Origin of the sequence: Oceanirhabdus sp. W0125-5, from assembly GCF_027938815.1 — a bacterium.
Lineage (GTDB): Bacteria > Bacillota > Clostridia > Clostridiales > Clostridiaceae > Oceanirhabdus.
This window is the reverse complement of sequence record NZ_CP115913.1, coordinates 4,796,695-4,816,957: the sequence shown is the minus strand read 5'-3', so window position 1 is coordinate 4,816,957 and position 20,263 is coordinate 4,796,695. Positions and strand designations below refer to the sequence as shown.

19 protein-coding genes and 1 other annotated feature are annotated in these 20,263 nt (G+C 29.9%); of the genes, 15 read left to right on the top strand and 4 right to left on the bottom strand.

All coding sequences use genetic code 11. The features are described 5' to 3' along the window. Positions 1-99 precede the first annotated feature (99 nt). Both OW730_RS22335 and OW730_RS22330 read left to right on the top strand, forming a co-directional pair. Entirely contained in the window at positions 100-747 is a 648-nt protein-coding gene (locus OW730_RS22335) for a GNAT family N-acetyltransferase (protein WP_271226262.1), read from the top strand. A 38-nt stretch (positions 748-785) separates the two neighbouring features. Continuing rightward, positions 786-1,712, top strand: coding sequence for a GNAT family N-acetyltransferase (locus tag OW730_RS22330; RefSeq protein ID WP_271226261.1), 927 nt, complete (start codon positions 786-788; stop codon positions 1,710-1,712). A 201-nt stretch (positions 1,713-1,913) separates the two neighbouring features. Here the strand turns inward: OW730_RS22330 and OW730_RS22325 are convergent, their stop codons facing one another. Beyond that, a complete protein-coding gene (locus tag OW730_RS22325) occupies positions 1,914-2,045 on the bottom strand; it encodes a hypothetical protein (protein WP_271229615.1) in 132 nt (43 codons plus the stop codon). Positions 2,046-2,465: 420 nt separating this feature from the next. Between OW730_RS22325 and OW730_RS22320 the strand changes: the two genes are divergently transcribed. Next, positions 2,466-3,614, top strand: a complete 1,149-nt coding sequence (locus OW730_RS22320) for an alpha/beta hydrolase family protein (RefSeq protein WP_271226260.1) — start codon at positions 2,466-2,468, stop codon at positions 3,612-3,614. A 422-nt stretch (positions 3,615-4,036) separates the two neighbouring features. Here the strand turns inward: OW730_RS22320 and OW730_RS22315 are convergent, their stop codons facing one another. After that, positions 4,037-5,431, bottom strand: coding sequence for a DDE-type integrase/transposase/recombinase (locus tag OW730_RS22315; protein ID WP_271224722.1), 1,395 nt, complete (start codon positions 5,429-5,431; stop codon positions 4,037-4,039). Between the two features lie 174 nt (positions 5,432-5,605). On the opposite strand from OW730_RS22315, the gene OW730_RS22310 reads away from it, so the two are divergent. The 3 genes from OW730_RS22310 to OW730_RS22300 all read left to right on the top strand — a co-directional run bounded on the left by OW730_RS22310 (position 5,606) and on the right by OW730_RS22300 (position 7,796). Beyond that, the gene (locus OW730_RS22310) at positions 5,606-6,310 is read left to right on the top strand and encodes a M3 family metallopeptidase (RefSeq protein WP_271226259.1); all 705 of its coding nucleotides are present in this window, start codon (positions 5,606-5,608) and stop codon (positions 6,308-6,310) included. Then, positions 6,307-7,335 (top strand): M3 family metallopeptidase, encoded by a 1,029-nt coding sequence (locus OW730_RS22305; protein ID WP_271226258.1) that lies wholly within the window; start codon positions 6,307-6,309, stop codon positions 7,333-7,335. Before OW730_RS22310 ends, OW730_RS22305 begins: the two co-directional genes overlap by 4 nt. A gap of 62 nt (positions 7,336-7,397) precedes the next feature. Beyond that, on the top strand, positions 7,398-7,796 hold the full coding sequence (locus tag OW730_RS22300) for a hypothetical protein (RefSeq protein ID WP_271226257.1): 399 nt from the start codon (positions 7,398-7,400) through the stop codon (positions 7,794-7,796). Positions 7,797-8,036: 240 nt separating this feature from the next. Here OW730_RS22300 and OW730_RS22295 read toward each other — a convergent pair whose 3' ends face one another. Next, positions 8,037-10,028 carry a class I tRNA ligase family protein gene (locus OW730_RS22295; RefSeq protein WP_271226256.1) on the bottom strand — a complete coding sequence of 664 codons (1,992 nt, stop codon included), beginning with the start codon at positions 10,026-10,028 and terminating at the stop codon, positions 8,037-8,039. A gap of 114 nt (positions 10,029-10,142) precedes the next feature. Next, positions 10,143-10,384: a binding site (T-box leader), on the bottom strand. A 268-nt stretch (positions 10,385-10,652) separates the two neighbouring features. Here OW730_RS22295 and OW730_RS22290 point away from each other — a divergent pair. Continuing rightward, the gene (locus OW730_RS22290; RefSeq protein WP_271226255.1) at positions 10,653-11,126 is read left to right on the top strand and encodes a GNAT family N-acetyltransferase; all 474 of its coding nucleotides are present in this window, start codon (positions 10,653-10,655) and stop codon (positions 11,124-11,126) included. A gap of 203 nt (positions 11,127-11,329) precedes the next feature. Further along, positions 11,330-12,211, top strand: coding sequence for a GNAT family N-acetyltransferase (locus OW730_RS22285; RefSeq protein ID WP_271226254.1), 882 nt, complete (start codon positions 11,330-11,332; stop codon positions 12,209-12,211). Positions 12,212-12,272: 61 nt separating this feature from the next. Here the strand turns inward: OW730_RS22285 and OW730_RS22280 are convergent, their stop codons facing one another. Beyond that, complete coding sequence (locus OW730_RS22280; RefSeq protein ID WP_271226253.1) at positions 12,273-13,031, bottom strand: class I SAM-dependent methyltransferase; 759 nt, start codon at positions 13,029-13,031, stop codon at positions 12,273-12,275. Positions 13,032-13,235: 204 nt separating this feature from the next. On the opposite strand from OW730_RS22280, the gene OW730_RS22275 reads away from it, so the two are divergent. From OW730_RS22275 to OW730_RS22245, 7 genes are all read left to right on the top strand, one after another. Further along, positions 13,236-13,844, top strand: coding sequence for a hypothetical protein (locus OW730_RS22275; protein WP_271226252.1), 609 nt, complete (start codon positions 13,236-13,238; stop codon positions 13,842-13,844). A gap of 11 nt (positions 13,845-13,855) precedes the next feature. Continuing rightward, a complete protein-coding gene (locus OW730_RS22270; protein WP_271226251.1) occupies positions 13,856-14,521 on the top strand; it encodes a Type 1 glutamine amidotransferase-like domain-containing protein in 666 nt (221 codons plus the stop codon). Between the two features lie 112 nt (positions 14,522-14,633). Further along, positions 14,634-15,554, top strand: coding sequence for a GNAT family N-acetyltransferase (locus OW730_RS22265; RefSeq protein ID WP_271226250.1), 921 nt, complete (start codon positions 14,634-14,636; stop codon positions 15,552-15,554). 191 nt (positions 15,555-15,745) lie between these two features. Then, positions 15,746-16,435 carry a 4'-phosphopantetheinyl transferase family protein gene (locus OW730_RS22260; protein WP_271226249.1) on the top strand — a complete coding sequence of 230 codons (690 nt, stop codon included), beginning with the start codon at positions 15,746-15,748 and terminating at the stop codon, positions 16,433-16,435. 653 nt (positions 16,436-17,088) lie between these two features. After that, positions 17,089-17,784 carry a thioesterase II family protein gene (locus tag OW730_RS22255; protein WP_271226248.1) on the top strand — a complete coding sequence of 232 codons (696 nt, stop codon included), beginning with the start codon at positions 17,089-17,091 and terminating at the stop codon, positions 17,782-17,784. Between the two features lie 112 nt (positions 17,785-17,896). Next, positions 17,897-19,018, top strand: a complete 1,122-nt coding sequence (gene gntC / locus OW730_RS22250) for a guanitoxin biosynthesis PLP-dependent (S)-gamma-hydroxy-L-arginine cyclodehydratase GntC (protein ID WP_271226247.1) — start codon at positions 17,897-17,899, stop codon at positions 19,016-19,018. Positions 19,019-19,087: 69 nt separating this feature from the next. Further along, positions 19,088-20,224, top strand: a complete 1,137-nt coding sequence (locus OW730_RS22245) for an archaeosine biosynthesis radical SAM protein RaSEA (RefSeq protein ID WP_271226246.1) — start codon at positions 19,088-19,090, stop codon at positions 20,222-20,224. Positions 20,225-20,263 lie beyond the last annotated feature (39 nt).

Here is a 20,263-nt window from a genome sequence, read left to right as displayed (position 1 = left end):
TAGAAGTGAAAACACCCCTGGGGTAAAATTCCTCAGGGGTGTTTTCACAGAAATTAATAAATGCTCAACTTTAGTTATGTATTATTTATGAGGTTTTGTGTGGACAGAAGCTATGATACCATTAATACAGACACAGAAATTAACGTGTTTATGACAACATATGAGGAGAAGATAAAAATGAAAATTAATTATGATAGATATTATTGGCAGAATGATTTAGTAAGATTAAGACCAGCAACAGCAGAGGATTGGGATGAGTTTTATGTGAACTATTTTGATTCACCTGCTCGTTTCCTTTTAGATAGTTTGATTGAGATACCATTGACGGAAGAGGGAGCTAAAGAAGTTTGGAGTGAATTTATTGAAAGCAGTAAAAAACAAGGGAGACTCAATTTTACAGTGGAAACCCTTGATGGTCTTAAGGTGGGTTCAGTAGGAATTGCTGGAATTGATGAGAGAAACGGAACCTTTGGCGTTGGCATGCAAATAGGACGTGATTACAGAGGAAAAGGTTATGGTACTGCAGCTATGAAAATATGCCTTGATTACGCATTTAATGAAAGAAGATTAAATAAATTTCAGTCATTTGTTATTGAAGGAAATGTCCCTTCAGAAACAATGCTGCTAAAACTAGGATGTGTAAAAGAAGGTGTGATTAGGGGTACTACATACCACCAAGGTAAGTATTGGAATGAAATCCATTATGGTTTATTTGCAGATGAGTTTAATGAACTTCATAAACTGTGAATCGTCAATTGTGAATTTATATACAAGGGGGGATTATTTTGAGTATTACTTTTAGGTATTATATAGATGAAGATTTTTTAAAATTGGAAGAACTTATTTTAGCTAGTTATAAGTGGGGAAATCCAATATGGGGATTTAGTCGTCATGAGTTTTGTCGTGGAGTTCACATTGCATGGGGGAATGTAAAAGATAATTGGAGACATGTGGTAGGGGTATGGGAAGAAAATGGCAATATTGTTTCAGCAGTTATATTCGAAGGGGTATGGCATGGAGATGCATTTTTCCTTTTTGATTCTTTAGAACGACAAAGAGACATTAAACTACTTGAGAGAATGTTTCATCATGCAGAAACACATTTATCTTGTTTTACAAAAAACTATAAAGATGAAACAAGACATTTACATTTAAGAATTCCACCAGAATATGATTTAGTAAGAAAGGTGGCAAAAGAGAGAGGGTATGGATTATCACAGAAGAACGAGAGGTCACTGATAATGCCCTTTTCAGGAAAGAAATTTGAGGTTATCCTTCCAGAAGGGTATACAATAGTTGATGGAAAACAAACACCAGACTTTTTTCTTTCGAATACCCATATGTTTTCCTTTAACTATACGCTTCCAACAGCGGAAACAGGTGAAAAAGGATTTAGTAATTTGAGAAAAATGCCAGGATATAATCCAGAACTTGACTTGTGCGTATTGGATGAAGAAGGAAAACCAGTTGGATTTGCTATCATATGGTATAATGACAAAATGCCTTATTGTGAATTAGAGCCACTTGGAGTTGTATGGTGGTGCAGACGAAAGGGTGTAGCAAGAGCATTGATATATGAGGCTGCAAACCGTGTTATGAAGATGGCACCTCAGTGTAGAGGAATACTTGGAGGAGACCAACAATTTTATTGGGATTTAGGCTTTAAAGTTGAGACAGTTAATGAAATTTGGGATTGGAGCAGAAAATTTTAGGAGTATATAACAAATAGGGATAGACAAATAGGGATAGACAAATGTCTATCCCTATTTGCTAATCACTTGTTATCCACCATGTATCATTAGGAGTGACTGGCAAGGCACGTTTATGTTCTGTTTGAATGTATCTAGTCTCTATTTTTTTGCAATTTCTTCTGGCATGTTTTTTCCTTGTAAATAATCATCTATTTCATCATACTATAAACCTAATTCATCTTCATTTGAACGACCAGGTACGCTATCCATTAAATCTGCTGTAGGAGTTTTCAAGCAAAGTGTTTTTGGTGCACCTAAGTATTCAAGTAACATTGTACCTTGACGTTTATTCAGACCTGCTAAGGGTAATATATCTGAACCACCATCGCTGTATTTAGTAAAAATCCTGTATTCTTAAAGTGATAATGAAAAAAATACTAAAATACTTAAGTTTAGTTAGGTATCATTTATAGGTTTTTTGAGAAAGAAAGCTTTGTTACCGTTAAAATAGATACAAATTGAAAGCATATTCGATTTGTAATAAAATCCATTAAGTGGTTGAAAGGAATTGTGTTTACAATATAAAGATAAGTTGGATTATAAAGGTTCTGAATTCCTTCTATATATGCTAAACTAAGAGTATATTTTTGAAGAATTAAAGGACTGATGACTAGGGCAAAATTTTAATGATTGAGGATAATAGATTACTGAATGGGTATCATTTTTATTATTTTCAAAAGGATATATTAAAAGGGGATAAGGGAGGAACTATTTATGATAATAGGAAGAACAGTAAGAGTTTTAGAAGATACCAATAGAAAAGAGATTTTTTCTAAAAATCATGAGAACAGAAAAATAGTGGTAAGTATATTCTATCCAGCAGATGGAGAATGGAAGCCAGAACAACAAGCTTATTATAAAGATTTATATAGTCCTTGTGAAGAGGTGTTTATTGAAAGATATAAAGATGATGATGAAGAAATAAGTGAAGAATATCTTAATAATATTAAAATCAATTCATATAATGATGCACCAATTGCCAAAGGAGATAAAGAATATCCATTGATTATATTCTCACCTGGATTTGGTATGGGAAGAGATACATCCATGTTCAATGTGGAAAGATTAGTTCATGAAGGATATATTGTTATTACTATTGGTCATACATATGATACAACAGTTACTATATTTCCCGATGGGAATATTATAGAACAAACTACACTGGACTTTGGACCTAAGTATGAAAAGTTATTTGAGAAGATGAATGAGCTTAAAGATATGAGAGAGAATGATATATCTTTTGTAATTGATGAGCTTAAAGAACTTAATAAAAATGATTCAATAGTAAAAGGTAAAATTTCTTTAAACAAGATAGGAGTGCTTGGACATTCCCTTGGTGGAGCAGCTGTTATGGAGGCTGGGAGAGAAGATACAAGAATTAAAGCAGTTGCTATGCTAGACGGAGCACAACAATACTTTGATTTAAAGGAAGATATACAGTCAAAGAATTTTTTCAGCACACCAGTTTTAAATTTTAGAATGGATTCAATTGATTATAAATCAGCAATGAGTGAATATATAAATGAGATTAAAGATGAACTTGATGGAGAAGAATTTAAGCAAAAAATTGTTAAATATGATGAGGTATTAAACTTAAAAATAAATAGACAAAAGGAACTTTATGATTATTTATCAGGAGATAAGATGTTTATTAAATTACATGATGCTGAACATCACACATTTACTGACAGACCTATATTATTAAGGCAAGAATATATAAATGGAAAATTAAAAACAGAAGATGCTCATAGAGCTATAAATGAGGTTATTGTAAGGTTCTTTGAGGAGTATTTACTTCAAGAAAAGAATGACTTGAATAGCTACATAGCTAATGAAAAATTGATTTCAAGTGTAGATGTATAAAATGGAAATTAATTAATAAAGATTTTATTAAATAGGTTTAGTGGTGTTTTAAGGAAAACATTAGCAGAGGATGGTTCGATAAAATGATTGAACTGTCCTCTGTTTATTATTTTAAATAGTTAAACGTGATAAACTCAAGTTTAATTATGTAATGTTTATGAGGTTTTAAGGTCAAGTACCTTGTGATATCCTAAATATAGGGTAGTGTCAAAAGTATATGAAAATTGATAAGGAATATAAGGATTTAAAGACAAGAAGATTAATTTAGTTGAGAATGGAAAATTGAAAATGGAAAACGAAGGATATTTCTCTCCGAGAAATTGAAAAGATTAATATTTTTTATCCCGAAAGGGATGTGTGATTCTAAAAAAGGGTATGGCAAATAAACCTATGATATAGGTCGATTTTAAAATAATGCGATATTAAGATTGGCAGTATGACTCAGCTAATTTCATTAATTTGCACCAACGTGCAGGCATGGTTTCCAACTCTTCAAGTTCTGGAATTATTACAGGAACTTTTTGTTCTAAGCTTGCATGAGGTTTCAAGAAATTGAAGTATGTACAAAAAAGAATTATATGAGTTATAGAGCCGTTTGAGCTATTGTAGCCATTAGTAGTCTTATAACTTCTCTTAAAGGTTCTGTTTAATCGTTCAATAATCTGTTTTAAAGGACGATATTCAGCTGAAACTTCATCATCATTGGTAAGTCCAATTACTTGCATGACATCAAAATTAATATCGTGATTAGCGAAGAAAACTTCTGCTAACAGATATATTGGATTACCATCAACTACTAGTTTAAGGCTTTCAGGAAGTTTTTCGTACTTAGTGATAACATCGTAGATGGCTCTACAAGCTAAGAAAGTATCGCGATTAGGCGAAACTCTATACGAGAGAATTATCTTTTTAACAGCATCAAAGAAGAAACATATATAGTTCCATTTACCATTGACTTTGATGTATGTTTCATCGCCGCATATAGATTCTGTTGGATTATAGGGATAGTTGTCCACCATTGGTTTTAGTAGAACAGAAGCAGCTGCAGCGTAGTTTAGCACAGTTTGATGTGATATTTTAACACAATGAACTTCTCTCATGATAGCTGCTGTTTTTCTTGAAGATAATCCGTAATTTACGTAGTAAGTCATTATTAAGCCAAATACGTGGGATGATGAATACATCTTGGATAAGGATATATTACTTTGCACAGGACTATCGCCCTTTAGAGATGCAAAATCGAAATCAAATTCTCTAAATATATATCTAACTTTAGTGTCATAGGGTTTTTCTTTGGTAATAGACTTTAAGTTGTTTTTATAAAAAGAACAGTTGTTGTTTCGGCATTTGTAAATGGTAAAATTACTACGATTTTTAATTCGTTCTAAAAATTTATTGCAATGAGGACACTTAAATCTTACCTGCTTATCATAAAGGTTTTTAGTGTTAAAGTTAGTGGAACAGACTTTGCATTTATATTGACCACGCCCTCCATTGTTATCGTATAGATAAATATTTGGAGCATTGCATTTAGGACAACTGATTTTAGAACTCACGTGAGAACGTCCTTTTTGAGTTCTAACAGGAGCTAACTCTTTACCTTTGAGTTTATAATGCTCCGATAGGAGTTCTCTGTAATCTAACCTTTCAGGTTTCACAATTATTGGTTTATCATCCACTTGTATTTTCCTGTAAGGTTTATCTAAAGTATCAGAATTGGGGATCTTATTGAGTCCTTTTCCAGTCAATAAAATAATGAGTAGATTTATAACTTGCTTAAGAAAAACAATATACAAAACTAAATAATAATTAATCATGTTAAAAACTTGCCTCCTTATCTTTGGTTATATATTTTTTTTCGCAAACTAAAATTAACACCTTTAGAGGGAGGGGGCAAGTCTAATATAGATAAAGTATTGAAAATCAAGGGGTTACGTCGAAAGTACCATTAAAACTTTTGACAATACCAAATATAGAGTGGAGGGGAATTTATGAAATTTGCAGAATATGAATATAAGAGAGCTAATATAAAAGAAATTAAGAAAAATTTTGAAGTGTTGATTAATAGATTTAATATAACTGATTCTTTTGAGGAACAGTGTTCAGTAATAGATGAGATTAATACTATTAGAAATGAATTTACTTCAATGAGAACACTTAGTGAATTAAGAAAATGTTTAGGTGTTAATAAAGAAATCTATAGTAAAGAAATTGATTATTATGATGAGGCAGAGCCTATTTTAGATGGATTAGTTTGCGATTATTATAAAGCTTTAGCTAACTCGAAATTCAAAGATAAGCATAGAGAAAAATATGGAGATCAGCTATTTAATTTAGCTGGAATGAAGGTGAAATGTGTATCAGATGAAATTATACAAGAACTGCAGCAGGAGAAAAAGTTAGTAACAGAATATGTAGAGTTATTTGAGTCTTATAAGAAGGAATTTCAAGGAGAAGAACTTGGAATATGGGATTTTGATTTATATATAAATTCTGAAGATAGAAGTATGAGAAAGAGAGCATATGAAGCTGAAACGGAGTTATATAAAGAGAATGAAAATGAGATGCAAGATTTATTTGATAGATTTGTTAAGCTAAGACATAAAATGGCTTTAAAGATGGGATATGAGAATTTTGTTGATATGGGATATGCTCGTATGAATAGAATAGGCTATGATAAAGATATGCTCGTATGAATAGAATAGGCTATGATAAAGATATGGTTGCTAATTTTAGAAAACAGGTATTAGAGTATATTGTACCTTTAAATGAGCAACTTATAAGAAGGCAAGCTAAAAGACTGGGAATAAAAACAGTTAAGTATTATGATGAGCCAGTACATTTTTTAGATGGGAATGCTGAATTGAAAGGGGATGTTAACTCAATTATTGAAAAGACATTAAAAATGTATAAAGAACTATCTTATGAAACCAGTGAGTTTTTTGAATATATAGTAGAAAAAGATCTTTTTGATGTTGAGAAAAGAGAAGGGAAAGAAGAGGGTGGTTTCTGCGAGTATATACCTAAATATAATTCTCCATTTATATATTCTGTATATAGAGGAACAATAGATGATTTTAATGTCTTCACTCATGAAGCTGGACATGCTTTTCAAAAATATTTATGTGCAAACTACGAAATACCAGAGTATTGTTCTTCATCAGAAGATATAAGTGAAATTCATTCAATGAGTATGGAATTCTTAACAGAGCCGTGGATTAAAGATTTTTTTGGTTATGATGCAGAAAAATATAAGTTCTCACATATGTGTAATGCACTATCATTACTAGCATATATTTGTGTAGTTGATGAGTTTCAACATTTTGCTTATGAGAAACCTGAGGCTACTTATGAAGAGAGAAATTCATTTTGGAGAGAGCTTGAAAAGAAATATCTTCCCTATAGAGATTATGAAGAAAATACATTCCTTGATAAGGGAACTTATTGGCTTCGTCAATCTCATATATTCTGGGGACCTTTTTATTATATTGATTATGGATTAGCACAGGTTGCTGCATTCAATTTTTGGTATAAAGCTAAAGAGAATAGAGAAGAGGCTTGGGAAGATTATATGAAAGTATGTAAATCAGGTGGAAGTAAGTCTTTTGTTGAGGTTATTAAGTTAGGAAACTTGAAAAACCCTTTTGAAGAGGGAAGTATTAAAGATATTACTCAATCAATTAGAGAATGGGTTCTTGGAGCTGAAGAGGAATTAAGGTAGATAGAAGATTAAATAAACAGTATTGTTTTTATTTATTATCAAAGTTAAGGAGAAGATATTATATGACGAGAGATTTAATAATGGAGTTAAAGGATATACAACCAAGTCAATTATATATAAGCTCACAAAAGCTTGATAAAGTTTTAGAGTGGTTTAATCCAAGTGATTATGATAGCTATGATGCTATCCCTATAAAAAAGTTAAATGGTAAAATAATATTTATAGATGGTCATACAAGGGCCTACGCTGCATATCTAAAAGGTATAGAATCTATAAAAGTATATTATTGGGAGGAAGAGGAACTAAGTTGGGATGCATATCAAATTTGTATTGATTGGTGTGATTCAGAAGGGATAAAATCAATACATGACTTAAAAGGACGAGTAATAAATCCAGAGGAATATGAAACTTTATGGAATGATAGATGTAGAAAAATGCAGAAGGAATTAGGAATATATTAAGTTGAACAAGGAATGTTTTTAAAGGGATAATCTCCCAATAGAAGTTAATTTCTATTGGAGGATTATCCTATAAAATTTATTTATCTGTAGATTATACAATATTTTATCAAAGATAAAATGAGTAAACTTCATTTTGTCCTAAAGAGCAATACAATGTAGATTCTCACACAAGTGAGAATCATCCATCGTTTTCAACTTTCCACTTTCAATTTTCAGTTTGTTTTTGGCACGTTAGTGCCATTATCTAAACTGGCTTTCATGTTTCTTAAAGAAATCAATTCTTGGTTCTAAGAATTTAACTTCATGCTCAGCAGCATTTTCCATAAAGGTACTTAAAGGTTCAAAAATATATTCCCAATTCCAAATGTTTTCATTAATTCTTAAATATTCTCTTACTACCTCACAACTGTTTGGTGCAATAGGATGAATCAGTGTCAGAGCTGTTCTTACACCATAGAATGAATCAACAAGTATTTGTTTTCTAAGTTCATTATTTTCATCTGTATCAGCTTTTTTCATGTTGTTTGCCCAGTATTTATTTAGCTTTCTGATAAAACTATCAAGAACATAAATTATACGATGGAAATCATGATTAAACATATGACGCTCGTATTCCAGAACTGAGTTTTTACATAGAGAGTGAATCTCTTCACTAACCTCACCTTCAGGAATCTTTGAATCAAAGTGCTTCTGTACTGTGTAGAAACATGATCTTGCAAGGCGGTTAAATACGTTAGTTAGCAAGTTACCATCTTTTAATACTGTGTCTGGACCTTGGCGTTCTTCTTCTGGCATATAAACTTGAGGCATAAAACTTACACTCTTTTTAGCTAATCCAAGACTTAAAAAGTGCATTCTAAGCTGCTCTGGAGTGTAGTGTTCCAATAACTCTTTTGCCATAGGTGGTTTTATATCACTGCTGCTGCTTGCTTTTTTATCCATAAACAGCACATGATTATTTGGAATTAAATGTGGCAAATTCATAGTTTCCCAGTTGATTTCATCTTGACTTTCTTTACCTTGCAGAGCTAGGAACATTGCCATTTCAGCAATACCATAGAAATATATATTATCTTCACCAATGAATTGATAAACTTTAGCATCTTCTCCTTGCCACCAGTCAGTCCATTCCTTTGGATCTTTACCAATAGATTCTAAATAAGCTCTAGTGAAGGAGATTGGTGCCCAAAGAGATTCAGGCCATACCCAGAAAGTTAATTCATCAAGACCTTCTTTTTCAGGTACTTTAATACCCCATTCGATGTTTCCTGTTAATCTAAATGGAACAAGTGTCTTACCAGTTCTAAAATGAAGTCCCATCTCTTCCATAACTTCTCTTGCTTTATCACGATCAGCTAAGTTTTCGAAGATAAAAGTAAGGGATGGTTTCTTTGGTTCATCAATAAGCGTATGCTTTGGAAGTTTCTTTACAAGACTTTCAACATCACCATCTAATTGCTTACGCTTCACATAGATTATTGGTTCTTTAAGGAATTCTTCGATTGTCTTTAAAAGATATTTTCTTGCATTTGAATTTCTTTTTAAATCATCCACTTGGCTTTGAAGAGCATCTTTATATTCATCTAATTTGAAATACCAGTTAGTTACTTGTACAAGCTCTGGTTTTTTACCTGATAATGTACTAATTGGATCAATTAACTCATTTGGCATATACATATGTCCTAGAGAACATTCGTCAGCATAAGCTTTATCAGATTGACACCCCTCTATAGGACACTTACCAACAACTTGACGACCATTTAACAATACCTTAAATTCAGGATCATAAAATTGTGGAGTGGACATCTTTTCAAGGAATCCACCGTCATATAACTCATTGAAAACTTCTTCTGAAACTTTTTTGTGTACCTCACCTGCATGATCTAAGCCTGATGCAGCATAAAGGTTTAAGCTCATTTCATATTCATTTAAGACTTCTTTCTGTTTGTCATGGTTTTTTCTAACATAGTCTTCTATACTTCCAGTAAATGCACCTTCTTCAACAAGCTTACGATAATTTGCAGAGATAGGTGATCCATAACAATCTGTACCAGAAACAAAAATAACATTGTCTTTACCTATACGATCTCTTAAAAATCTTGCATATGTGTCAGCATGAATAAAAACTCCGCCAACATGGCCGAAATGTAGTTCTTTATTACCATAAGGCATACCGGCAGTAATTACAGCTTTTTTAGGGAATACTGGTCGTTTTATATTTCTTTCTTTCATATTCATTCTCCTTTATATAATAATGGGATCGAAGAAAAAGTCATATTTTCAAGTAAGGTCATTTATTTTAAATTGTTTAAAAAAGTACATAAAAAAACACCTCCTATAGCTAGCTATAGGGGCGATTATATCGCGGTACCACCCTATTTTATTAATATGTCACCATACTAATCTCATCAAGTACTGAATTATACTTTAGTTCTGTAACGTGAACAAACGTCATAGCATCACTTATTTGATAATAAGATCCGTATGCAGCTCCAAGCCTTGGTTCATCAAAATTCAACTGTTCCATCTCAGCGCCAGGAACTCTCTGTAAGCTTCCATTTGATTACTCTTCTCTTCATTGCTTTTATATTTTGAATATATTAGATAAGTTCTGTTTTGTCAAGGGGGAAAAGGAGTTTTCATTATTGTAATTAGGTATAAAATATTTATAATTATTCTTTACCTATGCTATTATTGGGTATTCTGTAATAATGTGATTAAGAGAGAAAATACATAAAGCACAGTTAGATAATAATTTGAAAGGGGATGATTATAATTATGATTAGAATTAAGAGGTGGCATTTGAGTTAACTGTTTTTATATTAAACAGTAAAATATTTTGCGGAGGAAAATATAATGTTTGGAAATATTGAAATTCGTCCATTTTGTAATAATGATTTGTATGCCTTTACTGAAATGTTTATCAGTTATTTTAGAGATGATTTTAATTTTAAAATTACAGATGAAAAAGCTGAAAAGTTATGCTCACGTATAGGACAAGAGTCAAAATCTGGTATTACCTTGTTGGATATGTTATTACTTGATGGAAAAATGGTTGGTTTTATCTCTTATCAAATTGATACACCTAATAGTGATTGGTGTGAACGAGAAGGTTGGGGATTTATAAGAGAAATTTACGTTGATAAAAATTTAAGAGGAAAAGGCCTTGGTCAAAAATTAGTTGTCCATGCAGAAAAAAATCTTTATGCTAACGGGGTTGAACATGTTTATCTAACTTCAGATGAGTCGGGGCAGTTTTGGAACAAATGCGGATATAAGGATGCAGGGAAAATTAGTGAGATTAATAATGATCCTATATATGAAAAATAAAAATTTCTAAAGATAATGAAATCAAATATGAGTCAGGGGACGGTTCATTAATTTATTTAATTAATGAACCGTCCCTTGTTTCTTTACAGGCTCAACTTTGATTATGTATTATCTATGAGGTTTTAGGAGTATGTATTATATGATACCATTAAAATAGTTCATATATGGTATTATTTAACAAGCTTTAAAAGGGGGCTAATTTTATGACTATAACTCTAAGAAATTATAAATTACTATCAGATTTTGAGCGTGTCAATGAATTTTTACGACACAACTTTACTAAGTACTTGCAAAACGGAAATATTCAACAACCATTCTGGGAGTATGCACATACTCATCCTGCTTTTAATCACAAACTAACACATAGATTTGGTATATGGGAAGATAATGGTGAAATTATTGCTGTTGCCTGTTACGAAATGGATTTAGGTGAATGCTTATTTATTGCTAAAAAAGGATACGAAGAAATGAAACCAAGCTTACTAGAATATGCAGAAAAAGAACTTTGTAAAGTGGATGAAAATCAAAAGAGCCTTGATGTATGGGTTTTTGACTATGAGACAGAGCTAAGAGAGAAACTTTTGGAAAAAGGATATAAAAAGGAATATACACAACTAATTACAGTATTTAAATATGAAAATGAATTTGTTGAACGTGAATTACCAGAGGGGTATACAATTATTTCATTAGAGGATGAAAATGATTTCCGTAAAATCAATGATGTATTATGGAAAGGTTTTGACCATGGAGATGAGCCAGATGACGATTTAGATTGCAGAAGACTTATGCAGAGCGGACCAAATTTTAGAAAAGACCTTACAACAATAATAAAAGCACCTAATGGTGAATATGCATGTTTTGCAGGTATGTGGATGGATGGGGTTAATGATTATGCTTATCTTGAACCACTTGCCACTGATCCAAAATATCGTAGAATAGGGCTTGCTACAATTGCCTTAACAGAAGCTATGAAAAAGACTAAAAAATTAGGAGCAACATATTGTTTTGGTGGTAATCGTGAATTCTATCTTAGTATAGGTTTTGAAACAGTGTGCCATCGTGAAATGTGGAGAAAAAAATGGTAATATGGGAAAAGTATCTTCTATAGAAGATACTTTTCTTTTAAGATTTTTACGTATATTAAGGTTAAGCCTTTTGTGCAATAATTGAGTACCACTCCATCTCTTCAAACTTTTTATCAGTAATAATAGGAAAACTATTTATTTGGATGTTATGAAAGCCTAAACTTTTAAGAGTTTCTATAATTAATTCTTTTTTTAAAGGATAATATGTTTCAGTAAATTCTTCACGTCTAGTAATTTTATTATTTTTTTCAAATGAATAAAGTATGTTAAATGTCATTGTTTCATCAAGGTTGTAATCCCATACCTGCATAAGATTTATTCTCTCATCTCCCTTAAAGGAAGGATTATAATAATAAAATCTCTGCTTCGTATCTAAAATTCTGTCCCAATTTCTAGAGTCTATATGTATATAACCATTCTTTTTCACCAGCTTACTCATCTCGCTTAATGTTTTTTTTACATCACTATTACATACATGAGCAAGTGAATTACCTGTGCTTAGAACACAATCAAAGGTTTTATGTATTTTCCTGGATAACTCTCTAAAATCACATTGTGTTAAATCTATTTCTAATCCTTTTGAGTTCATCTTCTCTTTTGCAGTATCTAACATATCATTACTAATGTCTGAACCTGAAAGTTCATATCCCATTTTTGATAAGACAAAAGATAAGTTACCAGTTCCAAAACTACAGTCAAATACAGTTTTAATATCTTTGCCATTAAAAACTGTAGAATAGTATTTTGTCAGTACGTCCTCTAATTTTTCTGAATAAGTAATATCGTATATATCTGGTCTGCTATAAAAACTTTTACTCATTTAGAGATCACCCCTTAAGTCAATAATTATTATACTTACTTTATATTTGAGAAACTACATTGTATCATACCATTTTATTAAATATATTCCAATACTAAACATTAACTTGGTAAAATACTCATATTGTAGCTTTTCAAAATTTTGATTATTTGTAGGAAAATGATGTACAATATAGAAAAATAATTTTATAGTGGGTGATTAAAAATGGGAATAATTCTGTCACTACAAGGGTGTATGGCTGTTGGTAAAACAACTGCAGTAAATTATATTAGAGAAAATGCCCAATATGTGAATATAAGTTATGAGGAAAATGACGATGTAATTAATGAAATTAAAAGAAGAAAGTTAGATAAAAATAAATTTTCTGATTATATTGAAATTCAAAGATTATGGATAAATAAAGAAATTGAACGTTGGGAAAAAGCTAAAGAGTATGAATGCTCTCTCATGGATTTTGGTGCAGAGGAAATAGAGTTTTACACATTGAATTATCCTAAATCAATGGGACTTGATTGGGATGTAGAATCTAAGTTGAAAAGTGAATTAGATAAACTGCGAGAATGTATGCCTGAGTGCATATTATTTTTAGATGCAAGTGAAGGTGCGTTAAGAGTTCATAAAGAAAATGATAAAACAAGAAGTAGGAACTTTTTTGAATATTATTTAGAACATCTATTGCCATTAAAAAAGAAATGGTTTTTAAATAAAGAAAATGTAGATGTTTTGAATGTTGATAACTTGAGTGCAAAAGAAGTTGGAATGGCGGTTAAGAATTGGATTGATAAGATATGTATTAAAAATGAGAATCAATAGGGGGAAGAATTATGGTAAATATATTATTAAGTCAATACAATTTTCATGAAAAGTGGGCTAGAGAGATAATACTAAAATATATGAATTTTAATAATAAAATTGTTGTCATTCCATTTTCTTTTCATGAAAAGTGGATAAGCAATAATCAAGAGTGGCAGAATGCTTATAATGCAGAGTATGGTAAGTATTATAAAGAAATAGTTAAGCCATTCATAGATTTAAGTATATGTGAAGAAAATATTACTTGGATTAATTACTTTGAAGATACTCAAGATAAAATGAAAAGAGTAATAGAAAGCAGTGATATTGTATTTTTAACAGGTGGACTTCCTGATATGGCAGTTAAGCGTGTTTTAGAAAAAGACCTACTTAATAGTATTAATAAAAGCAAATTAATTATAGGTGCGAGTGCAGGGGCTTTAATACAATTAAATAATTATTATTTATCACCAGATGAAGATTATCCAGAATTTATGTATTCAGATGGATTAGGATTAATAAAAAAGGATTTTCAAATTGAGGTTCATTATGATGAAACTGATATTCAAAATAGATGTATTCAAAAGGTATTAAAAGAAAAAACAGATACAGTTTATGCAATTAAAGATACTGGAGGAATAATTTTAGACAATGATAAGATTACATTGTTGGGAGATGTAGTTACTTTTAAGAGATAATTATGCTCAAGTTTAGTTATGTATCATTTATGAGGTCTTAAGAGAAAGAATGCAATAATATCATTGAAATAGAGATATGTGAGATTAGTACTTTGTAAATGGGGGAGTAATTATGAGCATGGAAATGAAAAAAATAGCTAAAGATATTGATTTAGGGGATAATATAAAATTGGTTTATCAAGAACCGGAAGTTTTTTCAAAATATCATAGTGTTTATCATTGTAAAAAGTATGGGGATTATTATTTTAGTAGCTTAGAAAGTGCGGGAGTAGAAGTAGCTAAATACTTAGATGCAGGTTACTTTATTTTAAAAGGGGACAAAATTATAGGTGGTGTTTTTATAAAACCTAATTTCATGGCAGATTTGTTTGTAGTGCCGCCTTTTAATGATTTTGATTATATCGCAGACAAGCTATTAAGTTACTTAAAAACAATATCAAACAAAAGCGAGAAAATAATACTTCGAGAAATAGTTGAAGAGCATGTTCCTTTTTACCAAAGTAAAGGATGCATAATAGATGGAAATGGGTTTTGGATGATTAGACCTACTGAGAGAATGAATAATATTATTCCTGATGGTTATGAAGCTAAACCTATTCTAAAGGAAGATAAGAATGAAATTGCTGAGGTAATAATGACTTCATATAAAGCTAATCCTGCTATAAAATCAGTTCGAAGTAAAGAAGATTATATTAAGCATGTGGAAAACTTTTTTGGTTACACCAAAGATAACAATGTACTTTATGAAAGTTCACGAGTAGTCATTAATAAAGGAACAAATGAGATTGTAGGGGTGTGTTTACACATGGAGTTCGAAGATTTCCCATTAATTATGAGTTTTACTGTAAGACCTGATCATCAAGGTAAGGGGATTGGCAGTTACTTGCTGAGGCATTCCATCAGTTGCACGAGTGAGGTTTACAATGCTACTAGACTGTATGTTGATAATCATAATGATGCAATAAAAATTTATGAGCATCTAGGATTTATTAGAAATAGAACTCTGAATGACATGTACTTACTTAATGAGTAATTAAGATAGGAAAAATTTAAATTTAATAATTATAAGTTTTGTTGGGGACGGTTCATAAATATATGAACCGTCCCTTGCTTGTTTATGGTTAATTAATATGTTAAATTAGATTCAGAGTAATATAAATGATGTTATTGTAAAAAAATGAAATTATTAGATGGTAAAATACATAAGGTTATGGGGGATATTCTATGGTAGAGGTTTTTGCTCTTAAGTTAAATAGAGATATGAAAAAGGACGAGTTTGATAAATTATTAAGACTTGTTTCTCATGAAAAAAAAGAGAGAATATTAAGATTTCATAGATATAAGGATTCGCAGATGTGTCTTCTTGCTGATGTTTTCACAAGATTAATATTAATTAATAAATATAACATTAATAATGAGAAAATTTCTTTTATAAAAGGAATTAATGGTAAGCCTGAACTAAATAAACCATACAGTAATATTAAGTTTAATTATTCTCATTCAGGAGATTGGATTGTATGTGCAGTAAGTGAATTCAATGTTGGAATTGATGTTGAACAAATCAAAGATATCGATATGGCAATTGCAGAACGATTTTTTTCTAAGATTGAATATGATGATCTTATGGAGTTAAGAGAAGATAAGCAATTAGAGTATTTTTATGATCTTTGGACTCTTAAAGAGAGTTATATTAAATGGGATGGTAGAGGTTTAGCTATTCCTCTGAGGGATTTTTCATTTAGGATTAATCATAATAATTATATAGAGTTTTACTCAGAAAAACATAATAATAAATGTTTTTTTAAACAGTATTTAATAGATTTAGAGTATAAGCTTTCTGTATGTTCAATTAAAGAAGAATTTTGTAACAGTATAGAAGTTTTAGATTTGGAAGTATTAATAGATAGTTTATGAAAATAGGAGTAATAGTACGAGAAGAAGCAGACTAGTAAAAGAGAGTTCTTTATAATTAAAGAACTCTCTTTTTTTATATATAAAATGCAAAAGTTCGATTTTAACATTGAAATAACATGCAACATAGAAAAATGCAATGTGATGTCGAAAAAGTTTACAATAGATTCCCTAAATACAAAAAAATAACCTTATAATACAATTTTATCTAAAATTCTATTTATATTTGTAAAACAATTAGATAAAATAGTGATGTGCTTAAAGATGAAAAATTACATTATTAATTATAAAAGAATTAAATTATTAGTTAGATATTATGGATATTTTCTTAATATAAAACAATAGTAATTGGCTTATAATGAGTGTTTGCGAGAATGTATGCAAATATTGGAACTTGGTAAAAGGATTTCAATGTATGTATAGGGTGTTTACTTAATTTAAAAATAAAGGGGGTGCTAAGGGGAATAATATAAAAAATCATGTTAAAATTGATGAATTTATAAAAAGTAAAAAATAAGTTTACATGCACTAAGGGTGAATGATTAGTGAGAATTAAAATAGTAAAAATTAGTGTTGAATAATGAAGCGGTTAAGTAGCAAAACAATATGATTTTACTAGAAAATAAGTTAGTTTATTTATATTAAAGGAGAAGAAAATGATATTATTTTGTTTGCCTTATGCTGGGGGATCGGAGGCTATTTATTATAATTGGAAAGGATTTTTAAGTAATTCTATAGAATTGCATCCAATCGAGTTAAAAGGTAGAGGACGAAGATATAACCAGGAATTTTACACAGATATTGATGAAGCAGTTAATGATATCTATAACTTAATAAAAGAAAAGATTGAAGAAAATGAATATGCAATTTATGGCCATAGTATGGGAAGCCTTTTGGCATATGAGCTTTATTATAAAATTGCTAGTATGGGAAAAAGAATGCCAAAACATATTTTTTTCTCAGGATATAGTGCACCAGGGAGTATTAAAGAAAGAGAGATAACCTATACGTTACCAGATTATGAGTTCATGAATAAAATCATAGAACTAGGTGGGACACAAAAAGAAATATTAGAGAATAAAGAATTACTTGAGTTATTTATTCCTATATTGAGAAATGATATTAAGATACTAGAGAAGTATAAATATAAAGATAGAGAAGAGAAAATCAATTGTGATATATCAATATTAAACGGAAGTAAGGATTCAATAAAAATTAATGAAATTACTGAATGGAGAAACCATACTAGTAAAAAATGTAACATTTATACTTTTACTGGCAATCATTTCTTTATAAATGACAATGCAGAGAATATAACTAATCTTATTAAATATTCTCTAGTGGAGGTGTAAATGTTTTTCTTATAGATTTAACAAAACAAGTTAATTCTAAATTTAATTTTTGTTTTTACAATCTAATAATCTAAAAATTAAAAATTTATGTTTATTAAAATGGAGGGTTAATATGAAAATAGCATTACATTTAATGGAGCCATGGTTAATTGAAAATCAATTTGCAAAATATAATTTAGGAGAAAGTGGGATAGAAGATAAAACTTTAGGTGAAATATTAGAAATAACAAATACATCAATGGATGAACTAAAACAGTGTAGTTTTATGAATAATGATACATATGGATCTGAAAAATTAAGAAAGATTATAGCATCATTTTATGAAAATGTACAACCAGAAAATATTTTAGTTACAACAGGAGTAAGTGAAGCATTATTCATATATTTTCATCTTCGTTATGAAGAAGGTGCAAATGTAATTATCCCATTCCCAGCATTTCAAACATTATATGAAGTTCCAAGATATCTAGGATATGATGTTAGATTGCTTCAATTAGAACCAGAAGAGAACTTTAGAATTAATATTGATAAATTAGAAGAATTAATAGATGAGAATACAAAAATGATAGTACTTAATAATCCACATAATCCAACTGGAATGAAATTAACAGATCATGAAATTCAAGAAATAAGTAATTTAGCAGAAAAACATGGTATTGAAATATTAGCAGATGAACACTACAGATTTATACCATATAGTGATGATGCTTTAATTCCATCAATATATGATAAAGCTAAAAATGTTGTTGCAGCAGGATCAATGATAAAATGTCTTGGCTGTGTTGGATTGAGAGTAGGCTGGATAATAGGTTCAAGAGATTTAATAGAAAGTTGTAGAGATTTTAAGGATTACACAACACATACTATTAGTTCTATGAATGATTTTATTTCTCAAAAATTATTGCTAAGCTCTGAAAAAATAACAAAGGAGCATAAAATTTGGATTAGAGAAAATATAAGTGAATTTAATAAGTTTTTAAGTAATCATAAAGATTTTATTGGTTGCGTTGAACCACAAGGTGGAATTGTGGCATTCCCATTCATAAAAGATAAATCAATTTCTAGCCAAGAGTTTGCAAAGAAGCTAGTTGAAAAAACTGAAGTATCTGTTTTACCAGGTGAAGCATTTGAAATGCCTGGACATTTTAGAATAGGGTTTGGTATTAAGCCAGAAACTTTTAAAAAAGCAATGGAACTTATGTCTGAATTTATTGATTCAAAAAGTTGGAAATAATTATATAGCAAATATAAACTAGTGTTTTTAAAAATAAATTTGTGTAAATAAGTGTAAGGAGAAATAGTTATGAGTTTTAATACTGCTTTTTATAAAGATGTAAGAGATGATGTAAGTGCATATATGAAACAACTTAGAGAATTTTCTAAGATGGAAAGTTCTAAAAAAATGGACTTGAATAATAAAGTACTGTTTACAGAAATGAGAAGAGGTATGTTTAATAATGAGTATATTGATAGACTTGTTCTATTTTTAAAAGGGACAGGTTGTGTTCTTGCTACAGAAACAGGAGGATGTACTTTTTGTGGATTTTATAATGCAACTAATTTTGGTGTTAAAATCCCAGATAATGATTACATTGAGCAAGTTAAGAATGTTTTAAATGACAAGGAAATTGATTTTAGTAGTATTCCAGTTGTATGCTTTTATAATGATGGAAGTTTACTTAGAGAGGAAGAAATTTCATTCAAAACTTTGCTTAAAATAATAAGTATAATAAATGAAAAAGATAGTATTAAAAAAATCACATTAGAAGCAAGAATTGAAGATATAACAGAAGATAAACTTTCTGAAATAAAGAAAGTAACAAATAAAGAAATTGAAATTGCAGTAGGATTTGAGTCTGCTAATCCTATTATAAGGGACTTATGTATTAATAAAAGTTTTGAAAATCGAATATTTGAGGAAAAGTGCAAATTGGCTAAAAAATATGGTATTAGTATTGTTCCATTATTATTACTAAAGCCACCGTTTTTAACAGAACATGAAGCTATTGAAGATTATATTAATAGTTTAGAATATTTAGAAAAGTTTAATTTAAAAAGAATTGACATGGAGTTACTAACAGTTGAAAAATTCACCATGGTATTTGATTTATGGCAGAAAAAAATGTTTAATCCACCCAAATTATGGTCTGTTATAGAGGTGCTTAAAAAGAGGGAAGAGAAGGGGCTTAAAACACCTTTATATATAAGTCCAGCATCTTATTCTGTTCCAGCGGAAGCTAAGACATCAAATTGTCATAAGTGTGATGATTCTATAAATAGAGCTATTGAAAATTACAATAAGAGTGGAGATATATCTATCTTAAAAGATATTGAATGTTCATGTAAAAAAGAGTGGATAGATTTAAAAACACAAGAAAATTTAAATGAGAATCTATTAGAAAGGATAAATCAAATATTAAAACAATTAAAAGCAAAGTAGTTAAATAGCAACTCATTAAGGAAGATTATAGGTTTGGGA

What these genes read in the sequence shown, in the direction of transcription:
- OW730_RS22300 (WP_271226257.1), top strand. Translation starts at nt 7,398, where the DNA reads ATGACGAGAGATTTAATAATGGAGTTAAAGGATATACAACCAAGTCAA.
- OW730_RS22280 (WP_271226253.1), bottom strand. Translation starts at nt 13,031, where the DNA reads ATGAGTAAAAGTTTTTATAGCAGACCAGATATATACGATATTACTTAT.
- OW730_RS22290 (WP_271226255.1), top strand. Translation starts at nt 10,653, where the DNA reads ATGTTTGGAAATATTGAAATTCGTCCATTTTGTAATAATGATTTGTAT.
- OW730_RS22275 (WP_271226252.1), top strand. Translation starts at nt 13,236, where the DNA reads ATGGGAATAATTCTGTCACTACAAGGGTGTATGGCTGTTGGTAAAACA.
- OW730_RS22255 (WP_271226248.1), top strand. Translation starts at nt 17,089, where the DNA reads ATGATATTATTTTGTTTGCCTTATGCTGGGGGATCGGAGGCTATTTAT.
- OW730_RS22270 (WP_271226251.1), top strand. Translation starts at nt 13,856, where the DNA reads ATGGTAAATATATTATTAAGTCAATACAATTTTCATGAAAAGTGGGCT.
- OW730_RS22305 (WP_271226258.1), top strand. Translation starts at nt 6,307, where the DNA reads ATGAATAGAATAGGCTATGATAAAGATATGGTTGCTAATTTTAGAAAA.
- OW730_RS22310 (WP_271226259.1), top strand. Translation starts at nt 5,606, where the DNA reads ATGAAATTTGCAGAATATGAATATAAGAGAGCTAATATAAAAGAAATT.
- OW730_RS22285 (WP_271226254.1), top strand. Translation starts at nt 11,330, where the DNA reads ATGACTATAACTCTAAGAAATTATAAATTACTATCAGATTTTGAGCGT.
- gntC (WP_271226247.1), top strand. Translation starts at nt 17,897, where the DNA reads ATGAAAATAGCATTACATTTAATGGAGCCATGGTTAATTGAAAATCAA.
- OW730_RS22315 (WP_271224722.1), bottom strand. Translation starts at nt 5,431, where the DNA reads ATGATTAATTATTATTTAGTTTTGTATATTGTTTTTCTTAAGCAAGTT.
- OW730_RS22265 (WP_271226250.1), top strand. Translation starts at nt 14,634, where the DNA reads ATGAGCATGGAAATGAAAAAAATAGCTAAAGATATTGATTTAGGGGAT.
- OW730_RS22245 (WP_271226246.1), top strand. Translation starts at nt 19,088, where the DNA reads ATGAGTTTTAATACTGCTTTTTATAAAGATGTAAGAGATGATGTAAGT.
- OW730_RS22320 (WP_271226260.1), top strand. Translation starts at nt 2,466, where the DNA reads ATGATAATAGGAAGAACAGTAAGAGTTTTAGAAGATACCAATAGAAAA.
- OW730_RS22260 (WP_271226249.1), top strand. Translation starts at nt 15,746, where the DNA reads ATGGTAGAGGTTTTTGCTCTTAAGTTAAATAGAGATATGAAAAAGGAC.
- OW730_RS22295 (WP_271226256.1), bottom strand. Translation starts at nt 10,028, where the DNA reads ATGAAAGAAAGAAATATAAAACGACCAGTATTCCCTAAAAAAGCTGTA.